The following is a 20041-nucleotide window of genomic DNA, read 5'->3' as shown; positions in this document are numbered from 1 at the left end:
GAGTGTTTACGTAAAAATGCCGTGTATTGTACGAAAATTAACTCGGCATGGGAAGTAATTCTTACGAATTATCTTAAAAAAAATGCTTAGATATAATTTTTCAGTAAATCCAGCCAGTTAATGTACTGGCTTTGATGTTGGTTAGGGTGAGTCCTCATATGATTTTAAGATATTATTGACGTCGATAAGCGCGAGCTCTATCTTATTGAAAATCATCAGGAATAATACCTTTTAACCCAGCCATGCCGCCAAGACCGCGCATTATCTTTTGCATGCCGCCAGGTTTGGTAAATTTTTTCATCATTTTTTGCATTTGTTCAAATTGTTTCAATAACTTATTCACATCCTGGATTTGTGTTCCCGAACCTAAAGCAATACGTTTTTTTCGAGAACCAACAATTAATTTGGGAATGCGGCGTTCTTTAGGCGTCATTGAGTTAATGATTGCAATTGTGCGCGCCATTGCTTTATCACCTGCTTGCTTCATTGCTTGCTGTGGCAGCATTTGAGTCATTCCAGGAAGCTTACTCATCATTCCAGAAATACCACCCATGTTATTCATTTGCAGTAACTGTTGTTTAAAATCTTCCAGATCAAAGCTTTTGCCTTTTTTCAATTTTTTAGCTAATTTTTCACTGGCTTGCTTATCTGCTTTGCGCTCGACCTCTTCAATTAGGGTGAGAATATCGCCCATACCTAGAATTCTTGAGGCAATTCGTTCGGGATGAAAAGGCTCTAGAGCGTCAACTTTTTCACCACTACCAATGAATTTAATTGGTTGTCCGGTAATGTGTTTTACTGACAAGGCAGCCCCACCACGCGCGTCACCATCAGTTTTAGTTAGAATGACCCCGGTCAGTGGTAGTGTCTCATGGAATGCTTTTGCTGTGTTAGCAGCATCTTGTCCGGTCATGCTGTCGACAACAAATAATGTTTCTATAGGTTTTACGGCTTGATGTATGGCTTTAATTTCTGCCATCATTTCAGTATCAACGTGCAAACGACCTGCGGTATCAATGAGGAGTACATCCATATATTGTTTTTTCGCATTTTCTACTGCTTTTTGTGCGATATGTATGGGATTTTCATGCTTTTCTGTGGGAAAGAAAAGCACTCCCACCTGTTCAGCCAGTACTTTTAGCTGCTGAATTGCTGCAGGACGGTACACGTCAACACTGACAACCATTACTTTTTTATTTTCAGTTTCTTTCAAATAACGTGCAAGTTTTGCAGTGCTGGTGGTTTTACCAGAACCTTGCAAACCAGCCATTAAGAATACAGCAGGAGGCTGTGTTTTAAAGTCTAATTCAGCACGCTCACCGCCAAGAATGGTTACCAATTCATCGTGAACAATTTTGATAAAGGCCTGGTCCGGATTTAAATTATTTAAAACTTCTTGTCCAAGTGCTTTATGCTTGACATGGTCAATAAATTCTTTAATTACTGGTAAAGCGACATCAGCTTCAATAAGCGAAAGTCTGACTTCACGCAATACACTTTGTACGTTTTCTTCAGTAAGTCGACCCTGACCGCGTAAATTTTTAAAGGTACGGGTCAATCGTTCAGTTAAGGTATCAAACATGGTGGGGTACCTTGAAAAAAATAGTGACTATAGCATAGAGATATCAAGTTTTACTACTTCTATTAGTATAGAAGAATATACGCACAATTTAGGTTCTCATTGTAGTCGTAAATTTTAAAATCATTAAGAATAATAGAAGCTCTAATAGATTGATTTTATTTCTCATAGAGCTCATTGTTTGCACTAAGAACGATAAAAATGCAGAGATTTTCTATTTAAATCGTGGTATTTTACATGATGTACTTTTATCTGTGGCTTTAAGTGAGAGCAAAAATAACAGAAATCTGTGTATTTATTACGCTATTATTAAGGGTTTCTTAAGCTTGATGTTAGTATAATTAATTTTTGCAAACTCAACACTGCAATGAAGGAATGTGATGAGCAATAACAAACAACCATTAACTATTTTTAGTTTGACAATGATCACTGTTGGTTCCGTAGATAGTATACGTAATTTACCCGCTACTGCTTTATTTGGTAGCCAACTCATCTTTTATTTCGTTTTAGGGGCTTTATTTTTTTTAATTCCCACAGCCTTAGTTTCTGCAGAATTAGCATCGGGATGGGCAAAGCAGGGGGGAATTTACGTTTGGGTGAAGCAGGCTTTTGGAAAAAAAATGGCCTTTCTAGCCATTTGGTTGCAATGGATTGAAAATGTGATTTGGTATCCGACCATTCTTTCTTTTGTTGCTGGAACTATTGGCTATTTACTTAATCCAGCATTAACCAGCAATCCTTATTTTCTATGGGTAGTGATTGTGAGTTGTTTTTGGGGAGCGACATTTCTTAATTTACGTGGTATGAGTTCTTCTGCATTATTTAGCAACTTGTGCTCTTTAGCTGGTTTATTATTGCCTATGTCCTTGATTATCGGTTTAGGTGTGGTATGGATTGTTCAAGGAAATCCCTTGCAAATTCAATTCGATATCCCCAGCATTGTGCCACATCCCTCGGATCAATCCATGTGGGTTTCGTTAACAGCGATTATTATGTCATTTTGTGGAATCGAAATTGCCACCGTGCATGCTAATGATGTGGCTAATCCTCAACATGCCTTTCCTAAAGTTTTAGTTTATTCCGTAGGGATTATTTTAAGTACCTTAATTCTTGGTTCCTTAGCGATTGCTGTAGTATTACCACAAAGCAATATTAATTTAGTTGCAGGAATTATGCAGGCTTTTGAAGCTTTTTTCTCCAGTTATCAAATGCATTGGATGATGCCAGTTGTTGCCGTAATGCTTGTTTTAGGTGGCTTAGGTGGGGTTAGTAACTGGATTATTGCTCCTACTAAAGGCTTATTGGTTGCAGCAGAAGATGGCAACTTGCCTGATTTTTTCCAACGTACTAATGCCAAAGGTGCACCTGTGGTGATGTTGTTTGCGCAGGCCAGCATTGTGACTGTACTGTCTGGATTGTTTTTATTTATGCCAAGCGTGAATGGTTCTTATTGGTTATTAACTGCTTTGGCTGCGCAATTATATATGTTGATGTACTTTATTATGTTTATTGCTGCAATTAAATTACGTTTTTCTGAGCCTAATCATCCACGAACTTTCAAAATTCCTGGTGGCTTACTGGGCATGTGCTTTATTGCTGGTGTAGGAATTGTGGGGGTAATTGCTACGCTTGCAGTAAGCTTTATTCCTCCAGAAGGAATTGATGTGGGTAGTTTGGTGCGTTATGAGTTTACTCTGATCATTGGTCTCGTGCTGATGTGCTCCCCACCGTTCATCAGCTCTTGGTTGCAGAAATCGCCCAATATGGAACCTGCTGTTTAATTGCATTTCATTTGGGATTGTCTCTTTTAGATGTTTACAAAGAATGAGAAGTCATGGAATCCAATCAATTACTCAATGATTTAAGTGCACGTCTTCCGGAGCTTGAATGGAAAATTAATGAGCTGGGGGCTGCTTTTTCAGCATATCGTTTACCTCGGGGCTTATTTCGTACACGCAATGAAACTAATGGTTCCATGTATATTGCTGAAATAAATGCCGATATATATGCTTTATCTCAGCAAACCAATGAGCGTGGCGCCAATTATTTAGCGCAGCGCATTCTGCAAAAGGTGAATGTCTTAGTTTCTTTATGCCAAATATTCAGTAACAAAATACAAACTGGAGAAAAAAACTATTTTGGTGTTAAAATGCTCAGTACACGTCAACAGTGGATACACGATTTGGAAGTGGAAATTCAGACTATGGAAGCTCAACGCCAAGCCATGAATCGTACTCTAGAACAAATGCTGTGTCGTACTCATCATCCTGATGCTGTTTTACAATTAAAAGCGGACATAGGAAAAATTGAACAACGACTTACGCTTGCTCAAGAAACACTTGATCGCGCAATTTCTTAGTTTCCTCACTAAGTATCTTTTTATGAGCATGCGAATGCGATACATTAGATGATGTCATCAAAACTTAGCTGAATAGGAGCACGATAATGTCAAGTAAATTTACTGAGGTAACTAAAGACATTAGTACCCAATTAGCCAAAATGCGTAAAGAAATGCCCGAAGTTATGGCGGGATTTTCTGCTTTGGCACAAGCTGCAACTAAAGACGGTGCTTTAGATAAAAAAACTAAAGAACTTATCGCCATGGCATTAGCTGTTGCTAATCATTGTCCGGGCTGTATTGGTTTTCATTCTCAAGCATTAGTTAAATTGCAAACTTCAAGAGAAGAATTATTAGAAACTTTAGGTATGGCTGTATACATGGGGGGTGGTCCATCTTTGATGTACGCTGCTGAAGCTTTAGAAGCGTTTGAAGAATTTAGTCAATAATCATTCTTACAAGATAGAATTTACGCCGGAAGTTCCTTCACTGAGTGGTACCAATAGCCGCCACTCAGGATGCGCAATGAAGAGGATCTTAACAAGTGAAGATACCTATGAGACCTCTCGTTAATTTATCCTTATTGAGCTTGCCCACCCCAGGCAGCCGCAACATGAGCCATTTCTTGATGAGCAATATTATTTTTGCAAGGATAATTTTTGGTAACACCAACCCAGGCAACTTGCGATACGGTCATTGCATCTTTATCAGTTGCTTCGTTGGTCATTTCTTTGTAAGTTAGTTGAATTAAATCATTTAGTTGTAGTGAATTGAGCTGTACACCAGGAGGCAGACAAAAAATAGGATTTCCCTGTTTTTTCGCTATTTCATTTGCTTGAATTATGGTTTCTGCAATACTTTCACTAGTAATTGTCAATACATGGCGTGCCGAACGCGCCCAGGCTTGGGCTTGTGGGTCAGCTTTTACTTCCATTTGCGGAATTTGATTCGCGATTCCCATATAGCTACGGATAGTATCTGCATGCCCATAGTGAGCAATGAGAATAAAAAAAGTTAAGAATATTCGCATCATAATAAATCCTTAAATATTTAAAGACCATGTGGCTTTATTAATCCAAGTTTAAAAGCAATTAATAAAAATATAAATAAACTCAACGAGATAGCGATTCTAATTGTTAATGCTTTAACGGTGCGTTTCGTGTTTCCCGTATCTCGAATTAGAAAAAATAAACCACTGGCTAAGGAGCCAGCAATAATAATCATGGTAAAGATGATGATGAGTTTGGTGATCATTTGTTATACTCCACAATTGCAGATTGATACAGAAAAAAATTGAGCAATTAGTAAACTATGCCTAGTGTAACCTTTTTTAAATTTCGTTTCACCCCAAGTTGGATAATGCTGGTGCTTACTGCAGTCTTTTTTGCATTATTTGTACGCTTGGGTTTTTGGCAAATACATCGTGCTGATGAAAAAGCCAATATGTTGGCTGCGCAAAAAATGCGTAAGCAATTAAATCCAGTGCCTTGGAACTCTAAGTGCCCATTGCCGGTGCAATATGAACGTATTCAACTTGAAGGCCTCTACTTGTCGCAAGTTTTTTTATTGGATAATCAACATTATCAACACCAATTTGGTTATGATGTGCTCTCGCCCTTAGAACTTGCTGATGGCTCTATAGTCATGATTGATAGGGGATGGTTGCATGGCGATAATACGCGACGCATTTTCCCTAAGATTAAAAATCCCGAACATTTAGTTAAATTACAGGGTACAGCTTATTTTCCTAATAAAAATCAATGGGTTTTAGGCGCGATTTTTGAAAAAAAAGGTGGAAAAACAGTTATTCTTGAGCGTTTTGAAGAACAATTAGTAAGTCAACTTTTGCAAAAAACAGTCTATCCGTTTATTATTCGCCTCGACAAGCAAGACACACATGGATTTGTGCGTGAATGGGAAACTGTATCCATGCCTGCGCAACGACATTTGGGCTACGCGCTGCAATGGTTTGCAATGGCTGTGGTGGTCCTGATTATATTTGTTGCATTAAATCTGAAGAAGAGAAATGAAGAAACAGTCCTCTAAGTATTATATTTTACTGTTATTGATTGTGATGTTTGCGACTCCAGGCATTGCTGCGTACGTATTTTATCAACATCCGAATTGGTTAGGCGCTAAAAAGATAAATAAAGGAACCTTACTCACGCCACCTGTTGCGATAAATATCTTTACAGGGAAGGCAACATGGCGGGTGGTCTTTTGGGCACCCACCGCGTGTGAAGCTTCTTGCATGCAACAATTAGAAACTTTAGCCAGAATGCGCTTGGCTTTAGGGCGTAAACTTTATCAAGTGGATCAATGGTTAATTATTGCTAACAAGACCAAAGCAATTGCCCCTGAGATACAAATTGTACTCAAAGAACTTGATTTCCATGTTGCACCATTGGCTTCTATCGATACTAATGTACAAGAAATTTTATCTTCTGAACCCAAAGTATTTTTGGTAGATCCCAATAATTACTTAATCCTTAGCTATAAGGCTCCTGTGAATCCTAACGATATCTATAAGGATTTGAAATTATTACTTAATACAACAGAAAAAAATGGTTGATTAGAATGCAGAACAAATTAATTCGCTATCAGGCTACTGCTGCTTTACTTTTATCATTATTGGTTGTCATGTTAGGTGCTTATACTCGTCTGACTGATGCAGGTTTAGGCTGTCCTGATTGGCCTGGTTGTTATGGGCATATGGTTTTGCCTAGTGCTCACGATGATTTAATTAATGCGCAGAACACTTATCCGCAAATCCCTATTGAATCGAAAAAAGCTTGGACAGAAATGGTGCATCGTTATGCAGCAGGTACTCTGGCTTTATTAATTTTTTTCATCAGTTTTTTCTTATTGCGTCAGCGTATAAAGAGGATTAATGTGCCTTGGCATTTACCTGTAGCTTTATTGCTGTTGGTTATCTTCCAGGCAGCTTTAGGGATGTGGACTGTTACTTTGAAGCTATTGCCTGTGGTGGTTATGGGGCACCTTTTGGGAGGAATGCTAATCGTAGCTTGTTTGAGTCGATTACGTTTGCAAGTTAGCTCCGTACAAGGTAGGAATTTACCGCAATGGCGTCCCTGGTTGTGTTTAGCAGTAATCATCGTATTTTTGCAAATTGCTTTGGGTGGTTGGGTGAGCTCAAATTATGCAGGTATCTCCTGCATTGGTTTCCCTTTATGTAATGGAGAGTGGCTACCTAAATTATATTTTGCCCAAGGTTTTAATTTATTTTCTCCTGTAGGTGCGAATTATCAAGGTGGTTTGTTAGATCATGATGTGCGTGTCACTATTCAGTTCATTCATCGAGTGGGAGCAGTTATCACGATGTTTTATATTTTAACACTGTCCCTCATCATGCTTGTGAGGGAGCGTTTTAATTATCTAAGAGCAGCAGCAATGGTAATGGGGCTACTCGTTTTATTACAGTTTACTCTTGGAATTTTGAACGTGATTTATCTATTGCCAATTGATGTGGCTGTTGCTCATAACGGAATTGCCGCATTGTTACTGGCTACAGTATTTAGCTCACTTCATTTAACACGCAAGGAGCTGAATAATGCAGGCTAAGCCTATGGAACAAGTGCCAGTGAATTGGCGTGACTATGTTGAATTATGTAAGCCTCGTGTTGTGCTGTTAATGTTACTTACTGTGTTGGTGGGTGCTTATCTTGCCGCACCAGGATGGATTAGCTTATCTTTATTGTCTGCTTCATTAGTAGGGATAGGCTTGTGTGCCAGTAGTGCTGCGGCAGTTAATCATTTAGTAGATCGCCATATTGATTCAATAATGGCTAGAACCAGGAAACGGCCAGTTGCTCATGGCCGGATATCGGTAATGCAAGCAGCAGGATTTGCTTTAGTTATAGGAATTTTAGGACAAGTTGTACTGGTTGTATTTGTAAATAAATTAACCGCCTTACTTACATTTATTACCTTAATTGGTTATGCAGGTATTTATACAGGATATCTTAAACGTGCTACACCACAAAACATCGTCATCGGGGGTTTAGCTGGTGCCGCTCCTCCTTTACTTGGATGGACTGCGGTGACTAATCAGTTAGATCCTCAGGCTTTATTACTGGTTTTAATTATTTTTACTTGGACACCACCGCATTTCTGGGCTCTTGCAATTTATCGCCATGAAGAATATCAAAATGCCGAAATTCCTATGTTGCCGGTAACTCATGGCATTGAATTTACCAAATTGAATGTTTATCTGTACACCATTTTGTTGTTGGTGGTTAGTATTTTACCTTTTGTTGTGGGCATGAGCAGTTTATTTTATTTACTGGGAGCTTTGGTATTAGGTATGCGATTTTTATACTGGGCGCACAAATTATATCGCTCCGATAAGGCAATTGTGGCGATGCAAGCTTTTCGCTTTTCTATTGTTTATTTGATGTTATTGTTTGTATTTTTACTAATTGATCACTATTTGTAAGTGGGAGAGCCAATGAATCTAAAAACTAAAGGAGTTACCTTTACTGTTGTTATTTTACTAGCGTTTGCTGGACTATTTTCGGGAATTTTTGTTGGTCAACATATGCATTTTAAGAAAAAAATCAATGTGGCTAATTTTCATGGTACTTATCTTGAAAATCCACGAACAATAAATCAATTTAGTTTAATTGGCACAGACCAAAAAGTATTTGATAACGCCAGTTTACAGGGACAATGGACTTTAATCTTTTTTGGTTTTACCAATTGCGGTTATTTATGTCCTACGACTATGGCTGAATTAGGAAAAATGTATCGTATTCTGGAAACAAAGAACGTAAAAAATTTACCGCATGTAGTGATGATTTCAATTGATCCAGATCGTGATGTTCAAGAAAAATTAGCAAGCTATGTCACCTCTTTCCATCCCAATTTTTATGGAGCACGAGGAGATGAACGCTCTATTAAAGCAATGACACGAGAGATGGGTATTGCTTATGCGAAAATTTTGGATAAAAACAACCCTGAGCTTAAAAATTATGATATTCAACACAGTGGGGCAGTGATGTTATTCAATACACAAGGTGAGTTGAATGCATTTTTTACCACGCCGCACCGTGCTGACTTGTTAGCAAAAGATTATATGTTACTGGTTTCATAAACCGCTTAGATCAAGCGCTGTCACTGATGAAAGCAGTAAATTCATTGGCCCTTATTTTTAGGTGATTTTTAGATTTATGGGCTAGGCTTTAGTTAGTACTTTTCGAAAAGTATAAAAATAATTGAGGAACACTTTATTCATGAAAATCGCAATCTTGGCCACTAACCCACAATTATATTCACATAAACGCTTAAAAGCAGAAGGGGAAGCTGCTGGCCATGAGATTAAAATTATTAATCCATTATATTGCTATATGAATGTAGCTGCTTCTTGTCCTAAAGTTCATTATCGTGGGGGTGCTCCTTTGCCCCATTTTGATGCGGTAATTCCACGTATAGGTGCGTCAATGACATACTATGGTACTGCTGTTTTACGCCATCTAGAAACAATGGGGATGTATACAATCAATGAATCTATTGCCATTGCTCGTTCACGCGATAAATTTCGTTCTTTGCAAGTATTGGCACGTAAAGGAATTCCTATGCCATTGACCAGTTTTGCGCAATCACCTGATGATACGGAAGATTTAATTCGTATGGTTGGTGGCGCGCCTTTGGTCATTAAGTTGTTGGAAGGAACTCAAGGAAAAGGAGTAATTTTAGCAGACAGTCATCAATCTGCAGTGAGTATTATTAATGCATTTAAAGAAATGCATGCCAATATTTTGGTCCAGGAATTTATTGAAGAATCGCGAGGCACGGATATTCGTTGTTTTGTTGTTGGTGAAAAGGTCGTCGGTGCTGTAAAACGTCAGGCCAAAGAAGGGGAGTTTCGTGCTAATGTGCATCAAGGTGGTAAAGCCATGAAGGTTAAATTGACCCCACAGGAACGTGCAATTGCTGTAAGCGCAGCTAAAACTATGGGACTCAAAGTTGCAGGAGTAGATTTGATTCGTTCAAATCATGGTCCCTTAATTTTAGAAATTAATTCTTCGCCAGGTCTGGAAGCTATTGAAAAAGCAACAGGCGTGAATATTGCTGGTAAGATCATTGAATATATTGAAAAACATGCGAAACCCATGAATTTAAGCCATCGTTTTCATGGGTAATGCAATAACCTTCTTAAAAAAACACATGACAACTTAGATGAAATGTCTAGGTTGTGTCATGTAACTGTTTCAAATTTAATTTTTTCTTCCAATTTAAGAATTAATATTGATTTATGGTTTCTATTAATGAGCAGATTCATCCTTGCCTACTAACCAATCAGTACTGACTTCAAATTCTTGTGCCAGTTGGTTTAATAGTTTTTCATCAGGATGGGTTGCTCCATTCAATAATGCTTCTGCTTTAAACTTAGGAATTTTAATTAATTTTGATAATATTTCGATGCGTTCATGATTCGATTCAGGGACACCTATATTATCTAATTCTCTATTTAGTCGTTCTGAAAATCTTTTGCTCGCCATTTATTGCTCCTAATAAATGAAAAAGGGAAACTGATCTTCTTAATTTGATATAGCATAAAAATTTAGATTTGCAATTAAGATGGGCTAATGTCTTTAATTCAGGTTGATCTAGCTTATCTTTCAATTTAGTATTAATGCTCCATGAGACAAGAGGAGGTTGGGATAATATAATATGATTGAAGATGTCGCAGTAAAGGATCCTTGTGATTTAATTGTGTTTGGAGCTTTAGGAGATCTCTCTTGTCGTAAATTGCTCCCAGCATTGTATCAGCTTGAACGTGCTTATCTGCTACATCCAGGAACACGTATTATTGGATGTGCTCGTGAAGAGTTATCATTATCGGCTTATCTTGCGCTGACGAAGAGTAAAATCCAAACTTTTATTGGTGAGGATTTAGAAGAGCTTGTCTGGTCACGTCTAGAACAACGACTTGCTTATTGTTATTTGGATCTAAGTCAGCGTGAGGCTTATGCCAAGTTAATGGAGTTTGTTCAACCTCATGAACGGATAACAATTTCCTATTTTGCAATACCACCTTCATTATATTCTCAAGCCTGTCAAGGTTTGCATCATATTGGACTTACTGCTAAACCTGCACGAGTGGTGCTTGAAAAACCCATAGGCCATGATCTTCCTTCCTCTATTGCAATTAATAATGAAGTAGCACATTTTTTTTCCGAGGAACAGATCTATCGTATTGACCACTATTTAGGTAAAGAAACTGTATTAAATCTCTTGGTTTTACGCTTTGCTAACGCGATTTTTTCCTTGAATTGGGATCAACGAGTTATTGATAAAGTCGAAATTTCTGTCGCAGAAGAGGTGGGAGTTGAAGGACGTTGGTCTTACTATGATAAGTCTGGCCAAGTAAGAGATATGTTGCAAAACCATTTGCTGCAAATCGTTGCTTTAGTGGCGATGGATCCGCCTATGAGTCTCTCTGCAGATTGCATTCGCTCCGAAAAATTAAAAGTTTTAAGATCACTGCGATTTATTGATGATGCGAATGTACATGATCAAACGATACGAGCCCAATATGTGGGCAATGTTATCAACGGACAAAAAGTACCAGGGTATCTGGATGAAGAAGGAGCCAATAAAGGCTCTACCACCGAAACCTTTGTGGCCATTAAGGCTTTTATTGATAACTGGCGTTGGGCCGGAGTACCTTTTTATTTATTAACTGGAAAGCGCTTATACAAGAAACAAAGTGAGGTAGTGATTTATTTCAAGCCTCAACCTTATAATGTGTTTAATGAGTTAAAACAGGAATTATTACCAAACCAATTGATTATTCGTTTACAACCCGAAGAAGGTGTTGAGTTGCGTATGATGAATAAGGTGCCTGGTTTAAGTGATTGCATGCAGTTACGTGACAGCAAATTAGATTTAAACTTTAATACTCATCGCATTGCCGATGCCTATGAGCGTTTGTTGCTGGAAGTGATGTTGGGCAACCAATACTTATTTGTTAGCCGTGAAGAGGTCGAGCAAGCATGGAAATGGATTGATGCCATTAAAAATGCTTGGGAAAAGCAAGAAACACCTTTATATACTTATCCCTCAGGTACTTGGGGGCCTTTGGAACTTATTCATTTGTATAATGGCAAGGCGCATGTATGGGGCGAGCAAAATGCAGTTACATAGTTTTGATAATGCCAGTTTATTGACTCAGGATTTAACGACGCGTTTAGTAGGAATTCTAAAGCAAGCTATTGCTCAACGAGGACGTGCCTATTTGGTTGTTTCCGGAGGTAAAACTCCTATCGATTTGTTTAAATCCTTAGCGCAGACTGAATTACCCTGGGATAAGGTAACTATTACTTTAGCAGATGAACGTTGTGTGCCTTTGCAGGATGAAAATCGCAATGAGCGTTTAGTAAAGCAATTTTTAGTGCAACACCATGCTGCCCACGTCCATTTTTTAAGTTTATTTGATGAGCACTTGCAAAGTGTAGCATCAATCGAACACGAAATTGCCTCTTTACCTAGTTTTGATGCTGTAATTTTGGGGATGGGAGAGGATGGACATACCGCGTCTTTATTTCCTGATGCGAGTGAATTGCGCATGGGCTTAGATGATAATGCGGCATCCGTACTTTTTGTGACACCAAGAACCACCCGATATCAACGTGTTAGTTTATCAAAAAAACGATTATTAAATAGTCGAGTTATTTTTTTACATTTATTGGGGCAAAAGAAGTTGGCAGTATTGCACCAAGCGATGGCGCAGCCTGATCCAATGATTATGCCTGTGAGTGCTTTCTTACATAATCAGCAGGTTAATGTACAAGTAATGTACGCACCATAAGGAATTAAAATGCATTCAGTGGTTGAACAAGTAACCGAGCGTATCCGCGAACGAAGTATATCCAGACGGGCAGCGTATCTAGAACATATAGAGCAAGCCAGAGTAAAAGGACCGCAACGCAGCCTGTTGCATTGTGGCAATTTAGCACATGGTTTTGCCGCTTGTCTTCGTCAAGACAAAGCAAATTTAAGTGGAGTGACTAAAGCCAATATTGCTATTATTTCTGCGTATAATGACATGCTTTCCGCGCACCAACCTTATTTAGAGTATCCGACATTAATCAAAGAGGCTGTTGCGGCTGCAGGTGGAGTTGCCCAATTTGCTGCTGGAGTTCCTGCCATGTGTGATGGCATTACTCAAGGGCAACCGGGTATGGATTTAAGTCTCTTAAGTCGTGATGTGATTGCGATGTCTGCTGCAATAGGCCTGTCTCATAATATGTTTGATGGTGGCTTAATGTTGGGCATTTGCGATAAAATTGTCCCCGGTTTATTGATGGCGGCATTAAGTTTTGGCCATTTACCCTTTGTTTTTGTGCCAGCAGGGCCAATGCCTTCAGGTATTTCTAATCAGGAAAAAGCACGTATTCGCCAATTATATGCGGAAGGAAAGGTTGAGAAAAGTGCTTTATTAGAAGCAGAAGCAGCTTCATATCATTCTCCGGGGACCTGCACTTTTTATGGTACCGCTAATTCAAATCAAATGATTGTTGAGGTGATGGGATTACAGTTGCCAGGAGCTTCATTTGTTAATCCAGGAACACCATTACGTGATGCGTTAACGAAAGCAGCGGCAGAGCAAGTGCTCACTTTAACTGATTTAGGTGAGAGTTACTTGCCGATAGGTCAGTTGATGGATGTGAAAAATATAGTTAATGGCATCGTTGCTTTGCTTGCTTCAGGTGGTTCGACAAATCATACTATGCATTTGATTGCGATTGCTTCTATGGCTGGTTATCAAGTCAATTGGGATGATTTCTCGCAATTATCAGCAGTGACTCCCTTGATTGCCAAGATTTATCCCAATGGCTATGCTGATGTGAACTCTTTTCAACGTGCAGGCGGAGTAGCTTATTTCATCAGTACCTTATTGGATGCGCGGTTAGTTCATCAAGATGTATTAACCGTGATGGGATATGGTTTAGAGCGATATACGCAACAAGCGTCTTTAGATAATGATACGCTTATTTGGCGTCCAGGCCCAACTGCATCCAGCGATGAGTCAGTTTTGACTTCAGCAGCCACACCTTTTAAACTTCAAGGTGGTTTGCAAGTGCTCAGTGGTAATATTGGGCGCGCAGTGATTAAAACTTCTGGGCTTGCGGTTGGTAAAAGTAAAATTAAAGCACCTGCTATTGTTTTTGAAAGTCAGGAAGCGTTTGAGCATGCTTTTGAGTTAGGATATTTAAACCGGGATTGCGTGATTGTGGTTCGCTTTCAAGGGCCTAAAGCCTGCGGTATGCCTGAATTGCATCAGCTAACGCCTAAATTGGGAGTATTAATGGATAGAGGCTACCAAGTTGCTTTAGTAACAGATGGCCGAATGTCCGGAGCCTCGGGTAAAGTACCTGCTGCAATTCATGTGACTCCAGAAGCATTAGATAATAAGGTCTTAGCATCTATTGAAACTGGAGACATTATTGCCATTGATGCAGAACAAGGATGGTTGAAGCTTTTGGTTTCTGAGGATGCGTTAAATCGACGTAAAGCAGCAAAATTCGATGCAAAAGGAGTTCATTTAGGTACAGGGCGTGAACTTTTTGGTAGTTTAAGAGCGCAATTTACGGGAGCAGAGCAGGGGGCTTGCAGTTTATTTCAGGGAAATGAGTCTTGTTATGATGTTTGATGATTTGAGTCCATATGCAATTGTTGCCGATATTGGTGGTACTTTTGCACGTTTTGGCCGTGTCAATTTAGATACGTTGTTAATTGATAAGATAGCAGTTTATGCCTGTGCAGAATACCGTAGTTTAGAGGATGCTTTATTGGTTTATCGCTCCCACCACCTACTTACAACAATTAATAAAGTAGCCATTGCAATTGCATGCCCAGTATTAGATGACTTAATCTGCATGACAAATACACATTGGCGTTTTTCAATTAAGGAATTAAAACAAAAATTAGGTTTATCCGAACTTCGAGTTTTAAATGATTTTAATGCCATTGCGATGAGTCTTCCCGTACTTTCTGAACTGGAATTAGTTCAAGTAGGTAAGGGCATTACCGAGCATAATAAAGCTCGAGTAGTTTTGGGAGCAGGCACTGGTTTAGGAGTTGCCTCATTAATAATTCATAATCATGGTTATTGTGCTCAGGCTGGTGAAGGTGGGCATGTTAGCTGGGGAGCAAAAACAGAGCAAGAATGGTTTATTTCTTGTTATCTAAAAAAAATGTATGCTCATATTTCTTATGAGCGTTTGCTTTCAGGACATGGTTTGGAAAATTTATACCGTGCTTTTGTCGCATTTTATCAGAAAGAAGACATTCCATTGTCTGCTGCACAAATTATTGCTTTGGCTTTAGCGCAGCAATCTGAAGTTGCCGAAGCAGCAGTTGCCCAGTTTTTTTCTATTTTGGGGGCTTATGCCGGAGATTTAGCGTTGATTTTTGCTGCTTTTGGTGGTGTTTATATTGCTGGTGGTATTGTGCCGCGTTTGCTTCCTTTGCTGCATCGTAGTAATTTTCGGGCAAACTTTGAAGAAAAAGGGCGTTTTAGTGGGTTTAATGCTCAGATTCCTACTTATGTAATTACTGCAGAGCAGCCAGGTATTTTAGGCGCAGCAGTTTATTTAAAACAATGTTTACAAGCTCAGGTTGAGCGTGTTGGATCGTAAAACAAGGAGAAGTCAATGTCATTTTCTAATTGGATCTTACAGCCAGAAACGGTGTTATGTGCTTCACCAGTAATGCCTGTAGTACAAATTAAAGAAATCAACCACGCAATTCCTTTAGCAACGGCAATACTTGCTGGTGGCATCAATACACTTGAAATTACTTTAAGAACACCTATGGCTTTAGAAGCGATCAAATTGCTCAGACAGACCTTCCCTGAGGCATTGATTGGTGTTGGTACTATTGTAACCCCAGAGCAATTAGAAGCTTCCATTACTGCAGGTGCTCAATTTGCTTTTAGCCCAGGAACAACAAGTGCCTTGTTGACTGCTGGGCGAGATTTCAATATTCCCTTTATTCCTGGTGTGAGCAATGTTTCTGATCTTATGGAAGGCATTGCTATAGGCTATACCCATTTTAAATTTTTCCCTGCAGTTGCTGCTGGTGGTATCTCTCTATTGCAGGCTTTGTATGGGCCTTTTCCGCAAGCACGATTTTGTGCTACTGGTGGTTTGAATGAACGAAATTATCGTGAGTTTTTGGCATTGCCTAATGTGATGTGTATTGGTGGTTCCTGGATTATTCCTGAGGATTCTGTTAAAAAGGGCGACTGGGCAGAAATTACGAAATTATGTCGTGCTGCCTGTCAAAATGTAGTGAGTTGGGGGTTCCCAAATGGAACAGCACGGCAGTTAAGATAGTATTTTCAAGGAGTATATAATGACGTGGATCGTTGCAATTATTGGATCTATTGCAGGTTTTTTATTTGGCTATGATGAAGGGATCATTGCTGGTTCATTAGAATTAGTTAAAGGACATTTTGATCTTAATCCTACTCATATTGGGGTTATAGCCTCTGCTTTGCCCTTCGGTGCCTTATTTGGTTCTATGCTTATTGGTGCGGTGATGGCCTCCAGAGGTCTCAAACGTTTTGGCCGGCGTTCCTTACTTGCGGTTTCAGGGCTCTTATTTTTCTGTGGCGCTTTAGGTGCAGGATTTGCAGATTCCATTGCGATTTTAGTTTTATCGCGCATAATTCTTGGATTAGCAATCGGCGTGGCTTCAGTGATGGCACCTTTATATTTAGCAGAAACGGCAACCATGCAAGCACGTGGAGCGGTAGTGGCAATTTATCAGTTGGCATTGACCATAGGGATTGTGTGTTCATATTCTGTAAATTACTTATTGCTGGAAAGTCACGCTTGGCGATTAATGTTTGCTTCAAGCGCAATACCTGCTTTAATTCTAGGTATTGGTATTTTATTTATGCCGGAGTCACCACGCTGGTTATGCAGTGTTGGTCGGCGTGATGCGGCAATTAATGCTTTAAAGAAATTGCGTCAAAACCAATCCATTCAGCATGAATTGGAGGAAATTGAAATCACTTTAGCACATGAACCTAAACGAGGAAACGGGCGTTTACTGTTTAAAAAGCCTTTAGTTCCTGTATTGCTTCTTGGAACAATGCTCTTCTGCTTGCAGCAGCTTAGTGGTATTAATGTGATTATTTACTTTGCTCCTGAGATTTTTAAAAATTTGGGATTAAGCAGTACTACTGGTCAAATATTGGCAACTATTGGCATTGGGATGGTGAATCTATTAGTGACCATTCTCGCTATTCTTTTTGTTGATAAAATTGGTCGGCGCAAGCTTTTATTATTTGGTTTTGCGGGGACTTGCTTGAGTTTATTGGCACTTAGCTTCTTTTCACTGAATCATGTGGTATGGCTTCCTTTGTTATCGGTGCTATGTCTGATTTTGTATATTTTTTCATTTGCGATCAGTGTAGGACCTATACCGCATATTGCAATGGCGGAGATTTTCCCCTTACATGTACGTGGAGCAGGGATGGGTTTATCAGCCATGAGCAATTGGACGTTTAACACGTTGGTTATTTTTAGCTTTCCATTACTGGAGAAAGGCTTGGGGATAGAATATACTTTTGCCCTGTATGGGTTAATTTGCTTTTTAGGGCTAATTTATACTTATTTCTATATGCCAGAAACCAAGAATATGAGTTTAGAACACATTGAAAATTATATTATGACAGGTAAACCTTTACGTTACTTGGATCAGAATGGAATTGTACTCTCTACAGATGAGCCAGCATTATCTAAAGCAAAGGGTGTTGGGCCATTAAGAATAGCCCAATAGTAGTGTTTCTTATACGTCTACCTCAGAAATGATTCATTGGGCTTGATATAAGTCCAAGTGCTTTTATTTGCTGTTCATTAAATTACGGATCAAACCGACCACAGCAGTTAAAACACCGCCACTGACAAGACCTGTTCCTGCTTGGCCGATGAGACTACCAATAGTTGAGTCTGCCAAACCTAGATTATTTAGTAGGTTTACACCTTGTAAAATGTATCCCCCTAAAGCCCCACCTACAACACCAGCTATGGTATTACCCAGCGTACCAAGACTAAGGTTTTTTAAACCAGCACCGGTAGCAGCACCACCAACACCACCACCTATTAAGTTTGTTATTAGTCCAATGATATCCATAATAAGCACTCCTGTTAGGTCCTTTCTCTAAATAAATTAGCAAATGAATTTAATTTAATCAAGTTATTGTTTTTGTATCTGTTTATGGAGAGCTAATTAAGCAACCTAGTAGGATGTGATTAATGCCAGTTTCATTGCCTGTCAAAGCAGTTATAGAAATTTTGCCTGCTTTATTATTTCAGTAATCGCGTTTATCCAGACAGGATGGTCGTTTAAACAAGGAACCAAGGTGAATTGTTCTCCACCAAGCGCCAACCACTGTTGTTTAGCGCGTATGCCAATTTCTTCAAGGGTTTCTAAGCAATCAGCAACAAACGAAGGACAAACAATGACTAGTTTTTTTATACCTTGAGCGGTTAACTGAATAAGCATTTCATCGGTATAAGGTCTTATCCATGGAGTTCTGCCTAAACGTGATTGAAATGCTGTACTGTATTGCGTTGGCTTGAGGTGTAATTCTTGCGCTAATAAAAGACTGCTTTGATGGCATTGTGCTTTATAACAATTTTTATTTTGTTCATTAAATATTGGGCATTCATTGAGACAGACGATGTTACATTCATTCTTAGTGATTTGTCGTTGAGGAATGCCATGATAACTAAAGAGGACATGTCCTTGATTTTGTAAATATTCCTTGATCAAGCCAGCTTGCGCTTTAATATATGCTGGATGTTGAAAAAATTGACTGATAATCGTTATTGAAGGGATAATGTTCCAAGTACATATGATGCGCATAGCTTCTTCAATAGAAGAGCCATTGGCTGCTGAAGAATATTGCGGATACAGTGGTAGAATAGTAATTGATTCGCAGTGTTTTAATTGCTCTAATGCAGAGGCAATAGAGGGCTCGCCATAACGCATTCCTAATGCGATTGAATGTTCATTGCTAAGTTTTTTTTGCATCGCCAACATAAGATTTTGGCTGTGATGCAATAGAGGAGAACCATGCTCTGTCCAAATTGCTTGATAGGCAAGTGCAGAACGTTTGGCACGAAAAGGCAAAATAAAAACATATACGAGGATGTAACGAAGCAAAGCGGGTAAATCAATCACTCGCTTGTCGGTGAGAAATGCACGCAAATAATTCCTAACTTCAGGAATAGTAGCGCTCTTGGGTGTACCAAGATTAATGAATAAAAAACCTCGTCTCATCAGTCTTGACCTTTAAAATAAAATGCAGGCAGATCATACCTGAAGACGGTTTTGAATTCAGCATCTAGGCAAAATTTAGTTTTTGGGTCGCGGCGTTATAACACAATGGTTTTAAAGCCGCGTTAACTTAAATTAGGCCGTTTCTGCTTCGGTATTTTCAGTGGTTACAACCACATTAGCAGCGTGTAATCCTTTTTCGCTTTGTCCTACGTCATAGGTGACTAGTTGGCCAGGAACTAACGTTTTATAGCCTGTGCCATGTATTGATGAGAAATGAACAAAAATATCATCACCGCCCTGTGCAGGAATAATGAATCCCCAGCCTTTGGCATTATTAAACCACTTAACTTCGCCACGAGCCATATCTTTCTCCTTGTCCTCAAGTTTTCAACTGCTAAAATCATGTTTAAACAGTTGCATTTATCCTTAAATGAAACCTATTATAATAGGTAAGATTAACATAACGTAAAATGGACTCATTACTCAATAGAATTTTGTTAAAAAGATGCATTCTCTTAATATTTCCTTAAGTTGTTTATGTTAACTTGGAGTCATAGTGTCATGACAGGGGTAAAAATGGTTACAAGTACTTCTTTAATGTTAGGGAAATTAGGTCAAAAAGCTGATAAGAATGAGCCTATTGATTCTGAAGAACTCCCCGCTGAAATGATTGTGCCGCCACGTCTGACGCCCTCTATGAGAAAAAGCAAAAAAGATATGTATAACGCTTTGCAAGAGGCTTTAAGTTACTTACATTCTCCTCAACCTACTATAACCGATAAGCGTTAATCTTTTCTAGC

Annotated in this window: 23 protein-coding genes; 16 read left to right on the top strand and 7 right to left on the bottom strand. The window is 39.0% G+C overall.

Annotation, left to right across the window (positions count from 1 at the left end; translation table 11 throughout):
• Positions 1–202: 202 nt before the first annotated feature.
• Positions 203–1582 (bottom strand): signal recognition particle protein, encoded by a 1380-nt coding sequence (gene ffh / locus QM652_RS03980; protein WP_415073098.1) that lies wholly within the window; start codon positions 1580–1582, stop codon positions 203–205.
• Between the two features lie 377 nt (positions 1583–1959).
• Here ffh and QM652_RS03975 point away from each other — a divergent pair, with 377 nt between their 5' ends.
• The 3 genes from QM652_RS03975 to QM652_RS03965 all read left to right on the top strand — a co-directional run bounded on the left by QM652_RS03975 (position 1960) and on the right by QM652_RS03965 (position 4366).
• Complete coding sequence (locus QM652_RS03975; protein WP_415073097.1) at positions 1960–3360, top strand: APC family permease; 1401 nt, start codon at positions 1960–1962, stop codon at positions 3358–3360.
• 53 nt (positions 3361–3413) lie between these two features.
• The gene (locus QM652_RS03970; RefSeq protein ID WP_415073096.1) at positions 3414–3938 is read left to right on the top strand and encodes a hypothetical protein; all 525 of its coding nucleotides are present in this window, start codon (positions 3414–3416) and stop codon (positions 3936–3938) included.
• An 86-nt stretch (positions 3939–4024) separates the two neighbouring features.
• Positions 4025–4366, top strand: coding sequence for a carboxymuconolactone decarboxylase family protein (locus QM652_RS03965; protein WP_415073095.1), 342 nt, complete (start codon positions 4025–4027; stop codon positions 4364–4366).
• A gap of 131 nt (positions 4367–4497) precedes the next feature.
• Here QM652_RS03965 and QM652_RS03960 read toward each other — a convergent pair whose 3' ends face one another.
• Both QM652_RS03960 and QM652_RS03955 read right to left on the bottom strand, forming a co-directional pair.
• Positions 4498–4947 carry a phosphatase gene (locus tag QM652_RS03960; RefSeq protein WP_415073119.1) on the bottom strand — a complete coding sequence of 150 codons (450 nt, stop codon included), beginning with the start codon at positions 4945–4947 and terminating at the stop codon, positions 4498–4500.
• 20 nt (positions 4948–4967) lie between these two features.
• Positions 4968–5171: a twin transmembrane helix small protein gene (locus QM652_RS03955; protein ID WP_415073094.1), complete on the bottom strand. Its 204-nt coding sequence runs from the start codon at positions 5169–5171 to the stop codon at positions 4968–4970.
• Between the two features lie 57 nt (positions 5172–5228).
• Here QM652_RS03955 and QM652_RS03950 point away from each other — a divergent pair, with 57 nt between their 5' ends.
• The 6 genes from QM652_RS03950 to rimK all read left to right on the top strand — a co-directional run bounded on the left by QM652_RS03950 (position 5229) and on the right by rimK (position 10078).
• The gene (locus tag QM652_RS03950) at positions 5229–5963 is read left to right on the top strand and encodes an SURF1 family protein (protein WP_415073093.1); all 735 of its coding nucleotides are present in this window, start codon (positions 5229–5231) and stop codon (positions 5961–5963) included.
• A complete protein-coding gene (locus QM652_RS03945) occupies positions 5944–6489 on the top strand; it encodes a hypothetical protein (RefSeq protein WP_415073092.1) in 546 nt (181 codons plus the stop codon). Before QM652_RS03950 ends, QM652_RS03945 begins: the two co-directional genes overlap by 20 nt.
• Positions 6490–6494: 5 nt before the next feature.
• Positions 6495–7499 carry a COX15/CtaA family protein gene (locus tag QM652_RS03940; protein ID WP_415073091.1) on the top strand — a complete coding sequence of 335 codons (1005 nt, stop codon included), beginning with the start codon at positions 6495–6497 and terminating at the stop codon, positions 7497–7499.
• Positions 7489–8373, top strand: coding sequence for a heme o synthase (gene cyoE, locus QM652_RS03935; RefSeq protein ID WP_415073090.1), 885 nt, complete (start codon positions 7489–7491; stop codon positions 8371–8373). The genes QM652_RS03940 and cyoE overlap by 11 nt, the downstream gene beginning before the upstream one ends.
• Positions 8374–8385: 12 nt before the next feature.
• On the top strand, positions 8386–9030 hold the full coding sequence (locus QM652_RS03930; RefSeq protein WP_415073089.1) for an SCO family protein: 645 nt from the start codon (positions 8386–8388) through the stop codon (positions 9028–9030).
• A gap of 139 nt (positions 9031–9169) precedes the next feature.
• Complete coding sequence (rimK, locus tag QM652_RS03925; RefSeq protein ID WP_415073088.1) at positions 9170–10078, top strand: 30S ribosomal protein S6--L-glutamate ligase; 909 nt, start codon at positions 9170–9172, stop codon at positions 10076–10078.
• 123 nt (positions 10079–10201) lie between these two features.
• Here the strand turns inward: rimK and QM652_RS03920 are convergent, their stop codons facing one another.
• Positions 10202–10438, bottom strand: coding sequence for a hypothetical protein (locus tag QM652_RS03920; RefSeq protein ID WP_415073087.1), 237 nt, complete (start codon positions 10436–10438; stop codon positions 10202–10204).
• Between the two features lie 172 nt (positions 10439–10610).
• On the opposite strand from QM652_RS03920, the gene zwf reads away from it, so the two are divergent.
• Genes zwf through QM652_RS03890 form a run of 6 tightly spaced genes read left to right on the top strand, consistent with a single transcriptional unit; the run spans position 10611 to position 17735 of the window.
• Positions 10611–12086, top strand: a complete 1476-nt coding sequence (gene zwf / locus QM652_RS03915; protein WP_415073085.1) for a glucose-6-phosphate dehydrogenase — start codon at positions 10611–10613, stop codon at positions 12084–12086.
• Positions 12073–12750 (top strand): 6-phosphogluconolactonase, encoded by a 678-nt coding sequence (gene pgl / locus QM652_RS03910; RefSeq protein WP_415073083.1) that lies wholly within the window; start codon positions 12073–12075, stop codon positions 12748–12750. The genes zwf and pgl overlap by 14 nt, the downstream gene beginning before the upstream one ends.
• Before the next feature lie 9 nt (positions 12751–12759).
• Positions 12760–14595 (top strand): phosphogluconate dehydratase, encoded by a 1836-nt coding sequence (gene edd / locus QM652_RS03905; protein WP_415073081.1) that lies wholly within the window; start codon positions 12760–12762, stop codon positions 14593–14595.
• Positions 14585–15583 carry a glucokinase gene (gene glk / locus QM652_RS03900; protein WP_415073079.1) on the top strand — a complete coding sequence of 333 codons (999 nt, stop codon included), beginning with the start codon at positions 14585–14587 and terminating at the stop codon, positions 15581–15583. The genes edd and glk overlap by 11 nt, the downstream gene beginning before the upstream one ends.
• Positions 15584–15598: 15 nt before the next feature.
• Positions 15599–16282 (top strand): bifunctional 4-hydroxy-2-oxoglutarate aldolase/2-dehydro-3-deoxy-phosphogluconate aldolase, encoded by a 684-nt coding sequence (locus QM652_RS03895; protein ID WP_415073077.1) that lies wholly within the window; start codon positions 15599–15601, stop codon positions 16280–16282.
• 19 nt (positions 16283–16301) lie between these two features.
• Positions 16302–17735: a sugar porter family MFS transporter gene (locus tag QM652_RS03890; protein WP_415073075.1), complete on the top strand. Its 1434-nt coding sequence runs from the start codon at positions 16302–16304 to the stop codon at positions 17733–17735.
• Between the two features lie 63 nt (positions 17736–17798).
• Here QM652_RS03890 and QM652_RS03885 read toward each other — a convergent pair whose 3' ends face one another.
• The 3 genes from QM652_RS03885 to QM652_RS03875 form a co-directional block, all read right to left on the bottom strand.
• Positions 17799–18089: a hypothetical protein gene (locus QM652_RS03885; protein ID WP_415073073.1), complete on the bottom strand. Its 291-nt coding sequence runs from the start codon at positions 18087–18089 to the stop codon at positions 17799–17801.
• A gap of 150 nt (positions 18090–18239) precedes the next feature.
• Complete coding sequence (gene hemH / locus QM652_RS03880) at positions 18240–19241, bottom strand: ferrochelatase (protein WP_415073071.1); 1002 nt, start codon at positions 19239–19241, stop codon at positions 18240–18242.
• Positions 19242–19373: 132 nt separating this feature from the next.
• Positions 19374–19604: a cold-shock protein gene (locus tag QM652_RS03875; RefSeq protein ID WP_415073069.1), complete on the bottom strand. Its 231-nt coding sequence runs from the start codon at positions 19602–19604 to the stop codon at positions 19374–19376.
• A gap of 198 nt (positions 19605–19802) precedes the next feature.
• Between QM652_RS03875 and QM652_RS03870 the strand changes: the two genes are divergently transcribed.
• On the top strand, positions 19803–20030 hold the full coding sequence (locus QM652_RS03870; RefSeq protein WP_415073067.1) for a hypothetical protein: 228 nt from the start codon (positions 19803–19805) through the stop codon (positions 20028–20030).
• Positions 20031–20041: the final 11 nt, after the last annotated feature.

Source organism: Legionella sp. (assembly GCF_047605385.1).
Lineage (GTDB): Bacteria > Pseudomonadota > Gammaproteobacteria > Legionellales > Legionellaceae > Legionella.
Note: the sequence above shows the minus strand (reverse complement) of the source record. Positions and strands in the feature narration are given on the sequence as shown.

Bases quoted from the DNA above. Each gene is read 5' to 3' on its own strand.
- ffh (WP_415073098.1), bottom strand. From the start codon at position 1,582: ATGTTTGATACCTTAACTGAACGATTGACCCGTACCTTTAAAAATTTA.
- QM652_RS03975 (WP_415073097.1), top strand. From the start codon at position 1,960: ATGAGCAATAACAAACAACCATTAACTATTTTTAGTTTGACAATGATC.
- QM652_RS03970 (WP_415073096.1), top strand. From the start codon at position 3,414: ATGGAATCCAATCAATTACTCAATGATTTAAGTGCACGTCTTCCGGAG.
- QM652_RS03965 (WP_415073095.1), top strand. From the start codon at position 4,025: ATGTCAAGTAAATTTACTGAGGTAACTAAAGACATTAGTACCCAATTA.
- QM652_RS03960 (WP_415073119.1), bottom strand. From the start codon at position 4,947: ATGCGAATATTCTTAACTTTTTTTATTCTCATTGCTCACTATGGGCAT.
- QM652_RS03955 (WP_415073094.1), bottom strand. From the start codon at position 5,171: ATGATCACCAAACTCATCATCATCTTTACCATGATTATTATTGCTGGC.
- QM652_RS03950 (WP_415073093.1), top strand. From the start codon at position 5,229: ATGCCTAGTGTAACCTTTTTTAAATTTCGTTTCACCCCAAGTTGGATA.
- QM652_RS03945 (WP_415073092.1), top strand. From the start codon at position 5,944: ATGAAGAAACAGTCCTCTAAGTATTATATTTTACTGTTATTGATTGTG.
- QM652_RS03940 (WP_415073091.1), top strand. From the start codon at position 6,495: ATGCAGAACAAATTAATTCGCTATCAGGCTACTGCTGCTTTACTTTTA.
- cyoE (WP_415073090.1), top strand. From the start codon at position 7,489: ATGCAGGCTAAGCCTATGGAACAAGTGCCAGTGAATTGGCGTGACTAT.
- QM652_RS03930 (WP_415073089.1), top strand. From the start codon at position 8,386: ATGAATCTAAAAACTAAAGGAGTTACCTTTACTGTTGTTATTTTACTA.
- rimK (WP_415073088.1), top strand. From the start codon at position 9,170: ATGAAAATCGCAATCTTGGCCACTAACCCACAATTATATTCACATAAA.
- QM652_RS03920 (WP_415073087.1), bottom strand. From the start codon at position 10,438: ATGGCGAGCAAAAGATTTTCAGAACGACTAAATAGAGAATTAGATAAT.
- zwf (WP_415073085.1), top strand. From the start codon at position 10,611: ATGATTGAAGATGTCGCAGTAAAGGATCCTTGTGATTTAATTGTGTTT.
- pgl (WP_415073083.1), top strand. From the start codon at position 12,073: ATGCAGTTACATAGTTTTGATAATGCCAGTTTATTGACTCAGGATTTA.
- edd (WP_415073081.1), top strand. From the start codon at position 12,760: ATGCATTCAGTGGTTGAACAAGTAACCGAGCGTATCCGCGAACGAAGT.
- glk (WP_415073079.1), top strand. From the start codon at position 14,585: ATGATGTTTGATGATTTGAGTCCATATGCAATTGTTGCCGATATTGGT.
- QM652_RS03895 (WP_415073077.1), top strand. From the start codon at position 15,599: ATGTCATTTTCTAATTGGATCTTACAGCCAGAAACGGTGTTATGTGCT.
- QM652_RS03890 (WP_415073075.1), top strand. From the start codon at position 16,302: ATGACGTGGATCGTTGCAATTATTGGATCTATTGCAGGTTTTTTATTT.
- QM652_RS03885 (WP_415073073.1), bottom strand. From the start codon at position 18,089: ATGGATATCATTGGACTAATAACAAACTTAATAGGTGGTGGTGTTGGT.
- hemH (WP_415073071.1), bottom strand. From the start codon at position 19,241: ATGAGACGAGGTTTTTTATTCATTAATCTTGGTACACCCAAGAGCGCT.
- QM652_RS03875 (WP_415073069.1), bottom strand. From the start codon at position 19,604: ATGGCTCGTGGCGAAGTTAAGTGGTTTAATAATGCCAAAGGCTGGGGA.
- QM652_RS03870 (WP_415073067.1), top strand. From the start codon at position 19,803: ATGACAGGGGTAAAAATGGTTACAAGTACTTCTTTAATGTTAGGGAAA.